Origin of the sequence: Pseudactinotalea sp. (genome assembly GCF_048594945.1) — a bacterium.
Lineage (GTDB): Bacteria > Actinomycetota > Actinomycetes > Actinomycetales > Beutenbergiaceae > Pseudactinotalea.
This window is the reverse complement of sequence record NZ_JBMDXJ010000471.1, coordinates 1-5,426: the sequence shown is the minus strand read 5'-3', so window position 1 is coordinate 5,426 and position 5,426 is coordinate 1. Positions and strand designations below refer to the sequence as shown.

2 protein-coding genes are annotated in these 5,426 nt (G+C 71.8%); both read right to left on the bottom strand.

Translation table 11 applies throughout. From position 1 onward, the window contains the following. Positions 1-2,707, bottom strand: a 2,707-nt coding sequence (locus ACOJSN_RS21315; protein ID WP_420114490.1) for an FAD-binding and (Fe-S)-binding domain-containing protein, incomplete at its 3' end; no start/stop codon positions are given. Between the two features lie 225 nt (positions 2,708-2,932). Next, positions 2,933-5,426, bottom strand: a 2,494-nt coding sequence (locus ACOJSN_RS21310; protein ID WP_420114489.1) for a GH92 family glycosyl hydrolase, incomplete at its 5' end; no start/stop codon positions are given.

Genomic DNA, 5,426 nt, shown 5'->3' with positions numbered 1-5,426 from the left:
CATCGCGGATCGCCGCCACCTCGGCAGCCTCGTCGCGGGTCGCCCCGGCTGTGAGCTCCGGGTGCAGCAAGCCGCGATCGCCGGCGAAGCCGCAGCATCCCCACGCGGCAGGCACGACCACCTCGCGCGCGGCCGCCTCGGCAAGCGTGACGAGGTCGGCGGTGGCGCCGAGGTGCTCGGTGCCGCAGGTCGGGTGGACCACCACTCGATCCAGACGGCGGTGCTCGGGGATCGTCAGACGCGGCAGCACCGCGGCACGCACCCAGGCGACGGCATCGAGCACCGTGAGTCGGGCGAACCGCTCGGCGTGAGTTCCGGCGAGGACCTTGTCGAGACCCTCGAGGCCGTGCGTGCATGACGCGCCGTCCATGACGACGGACAGCGCGCCCTCGCGGCTCGCGAGCCATAGCGCGTCGACCACCCGCTCCCCCATGACGCGCTGTCCCTCGACGAACCCCTTGGAGGACCAGGGGGTGCCGCAGCACAGCGAATCGACCTGCTCGGGCATCGTCACCGCGACCCCCGCCGCTTCGGTCAGCGCGAGGAACGAGGAGGCCGGACCTCCGAAAAGCGCACCCGTGCAGCTCGGGAACAGCACCACCTCCGCCTCGGCCGGTCCCACGAGCCCGGTGAGCGTGCTGCGGGAACGGCCCGGGCCCGGCAGGTCCTCGCCGACCTCTGGCACCACGTCGGTCGGCAGGACCCTGCGGGCAAGACGGCTCGCGCCTCCGACGAGAGCGCTGGGCAACGCATCGGCGACGCCGAGCCCGAGGCGAGCCACGCTCTCGACCACCTCCCAGTGCCCTGCCACGGCAGCACCGCCTCGTTGGGCGAGCGGGCCCAGCCCTTCGGCACGCTGCCGCTTCATCACCGCGCCGGTGTCGATCGAGACCGGGCACGAGCGCACACAGAGCGAGTCCGCGGCGCATGTCTGCACGGCCTCGTAGCCGAAGTCGCGCTCCAGGGCACGTGCGTCGTCCGGACGCCCTTCGGCCCGGGCACGCCCGATCTCGCGCATCAGCACGATCCGCTGCCGCGGCGTGGTGGTCGTGTTTCGTGACGGGCAGCCGGGCTCGCAGTAGCCGCACTCCACGCAGGTGTCCACCTCCCTGTCGACCTGCGGGAAGGTCTTGAGGTGGGAGACATGCGCGCGACTGTCGTCATCGAGGATCACGCCCGGCGCCAGGATGCCGTGCGGGTCACACAGCCGCTTCACCTCGCGCATCACCTCGTACAGCTCGGGACCGTACTGGCGCCTCACGTAGGGCGACATCATCCGGCCGGTGCCGTGCTCGGCCTTCAACGTGCCGCCTTCACCGAGCACCAGTTCCACGAGGTCTTCGGTGAACGCTTCGTAGGTCGCCAGCTCACGCGCGTCATCGAGGTGGGGCGTGATCATGAAGTGCAGGTTCGCGTCGCGTGCGTGCCCGAACGTGACGGCCTCGTCGTAGCCGTACCGCTCCAGCAGCGCGCCGAGCCCCGCCACCCCCGCGCTCAGTCGGTCGGCTGGGAACGCGATGTCCTCCAGCAGGTTGGTCGTGCCCGCCGGGCGGGCCGCTGCCACCGCCGCGTACAGCCCCTTGCGCACGGCCCACATCGCCGCACGCGCCTGCGCCTCGGTGGTGAGCGCGGTCGGCAGCGCCAGCGGCAGCCCCGCGATCGTGGTGCTCAGCCGTGCGGCGGCGTCGGCCAGGTCCGGCTCGCTCGCCGCCTGCGCCTCCACCAGCAGCGCGGTGTGACTCTCGACGGCGATCGCCCGCATCTGCTCCGGCGCCGCCGCGAGCCCCTGCGCGACCCGCAGCGCCGGCGGATCCATCAGCTCGACCGCGACCGCGCCGGCCTCCAGCAGGCTGGGAACCGCGGCAGCAGCCTGGTCGATGTCCTCGAACACCGCGAGCGCCGTGGCCACGTGCGGCAGCGCCGGCACCGTGTCCAGCACCACCGACGCGACGTACGCCAACGTGCCCTCCGACCCCACGAGCAGGTGCGCGAGGATGTCGGCAGGCTCGTCGTGATCGAGGAAGGCGTTCAGCCCGTAGCCCATCGTGTTCTTCATCGAGAACTGGTGGGAGATGATCTCGCGCAGCCGCGCGTCGGTGCGCAGGCGGTCCCGGATCGCCAGCAGCCCGGCCACGAGGGCCGGCTCGTCGGCGGCCAGTCGACGCGAGGCATCAGGTGCCGCGGTGTCGACCACCGTTCCGCTCGGCAGCACGAACCGCATCGAGTGCAGGGTCCGGTAGGCGGTGGCGGTGTGCGAGGAGGTCATCCCCGAGGAATTGTTCGCGACCACGCCGCCGATCGTGCAGGCGATCTCGCTCGCCGGATCGGGGCCGAGCCGACGCCCGTGCCGCGCCAGCATGGCATTGACACGACGAAGCACAGCCCCGGGCTCACACCGAACCCGAGCACCGCCGTCGAGCACCTCCACACCCGAGAACGAGTGCCGGGTGTCCACCAGGACACCCTCGGTGCCCGCCTGCCCCGAGAGGCTCGTGCCGCCGGAGCGGAAGGTGAGCGGCGTGCGCGAACGGTTCGCGGCCACGAGCACGGCCGTGAGCTCACCGAGATCGGCCGGCGTCACCAGCGCGGACGGCGTGAGCAGGTAGTGGGACGCGTCGTGCGCCACGGCCACGAGATCGACCGGGCGTGTCGACCACCCCTCGGGCGCCACGAGCCGGCTCAGCGGCTCAAGTGGTGTGTCTCTCAATTGGCTTCCCATCACGAGCGGGCTCCGGCGCCCGTCTGGCAAGGCCGAGGAGGGAGCGATACCGGGTCTGTATCGCGACTGACGAGAACGCCGCCAGGCGGGATGTCGGAGTTCGGGAGGGGGAGATCAATTGAGAGACGCACCACTGGATCGAGCACGGCACTCATCATCGACCTCCTCGCATCGCTCATGCTCGCCCATGTCGGGCTATCTCGCCACGACCGCTCAGGGTGCGAGCACCTCGAGCTGCCGGATCGTGCCGCCGGTCTCGAGCGAGAACCGTAGTTCGGACACGCCGCTGAGGGGCCGATCGGTACGGAACGCGCGAGTCTGCCCGACCCGCTCGAAGACCTCGTCGGAACGGGCGTCGAGCAGGTACCACGCGCCGCCGACCTGCGCCTCCAGACGCCAGCCCAGCGACTGCGGCTGGTCTGTCGTCACCGTGATCATGCTCCCGACGGCGGCCGGTTCCGTGAGCGTGATGGTCACCTGCTCGTTCGCGGCCAGCGCGACCGGGGAGGCTCCGGCGTCGTCCACGAGCGCCGGGTGGCTGGCGGCGGCGGCGCGCGTGACGTCGCGCAGCGGCTCGTCGAACCCGTGCACCTGTGACGCCGAGACCGGTCGCGACCCCGCAGCCCAAGCCTGCGGCGTGAGCGACAGCTCCACCTCGATCCGCGCACCTCGCGCCAGCACGGCGTGGGGAACCGAGATCTCGTGCCACGCCTCGCCGTCGATCGTCACCGACGAGATGAACCGGCCGCCGCCCGGATTGGTGACCACGATCTCCACCTCGGCGGCGCCCACCGGGCGCAGCACGGTGCGCTCGACCCGGGGAGGCAGCAGCACGAACGTGCCGCTTCCCGGGACCAGCGGGTAGAGCCCGATCGTGGCGAAGATCCACCACGCCGACATCTCGCCGTTGTCCTCGTCGCCGGGGTAACCCTGCCCGAGGTCGGAGCCGACGAACAGCCGGTCCAGCGCGTCCGCGACCACCGCGTGCGCGTCATCGTGACGCCCAGCGTGCATGTACATGAACGGGATGTGGTGAGCCGGCTGGTTCGAGAGCGCGAGCATGCCCATCCGGCAGTCGCGGGCCTCAGCCATCTCGTGGATCGCGGTGCCGTAGGAGCCCTTGTGAGCCGCCGAGCCGGTCTCCGGTCGCGCGAGGAGGCGATCGAGCAGGTCGCCGAGCTGCTGTTCGCCACCGTGCAGCCGTACCAGGCCCGCGCCGTCGTGCGGGACCGTGACTGCGGTGCCCCAGGCGTTGGTCTCGGTGTAGTCCTCGCCCCAGTCGTCGGGGTTGAAGTCGTCACCGATCCGCCACTGGCCCGCGTGGTCCCGCCCGATGAAGAAGCCACGGTCGGCGTCGAACACCTCGCGGTAGAGCAGCGAGCGCCGCTCCAGCCACTCGCACTCGACCTCCACCCGCGTGCGCTCCGCACCCTCCGGAAGCGTCGCCGCCAGCGCTCGCCCGATCCGCGAGGCGGACCAGTCGTTGAGCGCGGCGTCGAGGGTCCACGACATGCCCTCGCTCACGTCGGTCGAGACGAAGCCGCGGAACAGCGCAGGATGCAGCCCCTTGCGTCCCACCCGAGGGTCCGACGGCGGAACGGTCGCGTTGGTCAGCGCGCTCTCCCACGCCTGCCGCAGGTCGACGCTCGGGACGCCGTAGGCCACCATGTCCGCCAGCACCGTGTCGGAGGTGGTCCCGGTCATGCAGTCCGCTGGCGTCGGTGCACTCCAGCGCGGCATCCAGCCGCTGTCGAGATGGTGCGCCACAAAGCCCTGCGCCGCTGCACCGGCCTCCTCCGGCGTGAGCAGCCCGAGCAGCGGCCACGCCGTGCGGTAGGTGTCCCAGAAGCCGTTGGTCGCGCTGTACCAGCCCGCACCGGTGTCCGGGCGGTCGCCGATCTCTGCCGCCCGCACCGTGTCGGCGATGCGCTCGCCGTAGACGCTGCGCCACCGCGTGCCACCCTCGACCGGCTCGTCCTGCCGGGTGGGGAACAAGAACAGCCGGTACAGCCCCGAGGCCAGCGCGACCTGCTGGTCCTCGGTGGCGCCGTCCACCTGCACGGTCTCGAGCACGCGCCGCCAGGCGGCTGCGGTCGCGGCGGCGAGATCGTCGAATCCGGCCACGCTCGCCACGTGCGCGGCCGCCGTGTCGGCGTCGAGCGTCGACAGCCCCACCAGCACCGTGGTCGAGGGGGCCGGCTCGAGCAGCACGCGCCCGAGCAACCGGCCACCCGTGAGCGGGAGCTCGTGCTCGCGCACGCCAGGGATGCGCACGTGCACGTGGTGCGGCAGCGTGTCGGCGCGCATGGCGTCGGCGTCGTCGACCAGCAGCCCGGTCACCACGAGCGCGTCGCCGTCCTGGGTCACCTCGATGTCGTGAACCTCGCCCAGGTGGTCGAGCACGATCGAGGGATCGACGGCGTCGCTCGGGAACGTGCACCGGACCGCCATCACCGAGGGGCCAGCCGTCGCCTCGACCCGGATGCCGTTCTCGAGGTTCGCCGCCCACACGTGCGGGCGGTCGGTCTCCGCCTCGTGCTCGAACGGCACCGCTCGCTCGACCCGGTCGGTCGAGGTGCCCAGCGTGGGCATCACCTGCAGCTGACCACGGTCACCGATCCACGGGCTCGGCAGGTGCGAGGTAGAAACGGCGGCCAGCACCGGTCGCGGATCGCCGTCACGACCGTGGCCGTGCCAGCTGTAGACC